Here is a 254-nt window from a genome sequence, read left to right on the forward strand (position 1 = left end):
GGCCTCGACCGGGAACACCACCTGCCACCAGATCCTCGCGGCAGAGACCCCGTGGCTCGCCGTGCCGGAGTGGCGCTATTTCGACGAACAGGTCGAAAAGGCCGAGGCGCTGGCGCGGGCGGGGGCGGCGCATCACCTGCCGCATTTTCCGTCTTCCGCCGCGGCATGGCGCTGCGCGATTCAAGACACCTTCGATGCCCATGACCCGGCCCTGCAACGGGCCTTGGTCAATGAGGATGCCGCCGTAGAGACGG

Annotated in this window: 1 pseudogene; it reads left to right on the top strand. The window is 68.1% G+C overall.

The features are described from left to right. A pseudogene (locus FCK22_RS18410) lies at nt 1-254 on the top strand (hypothetical protein); the annotation flags it as partial.

The organism is Sulfitobacter sp. 15WGC, assembly GCF_005068605.1.
Taxonomy (GTDB): domain Bacteria; phylum Pseudomonadota; class Alphaproteobacteria; order Rhodobacterales; family Rhodobacteraceae; genus Sulfitobacter; species Sulfitobacter faviae.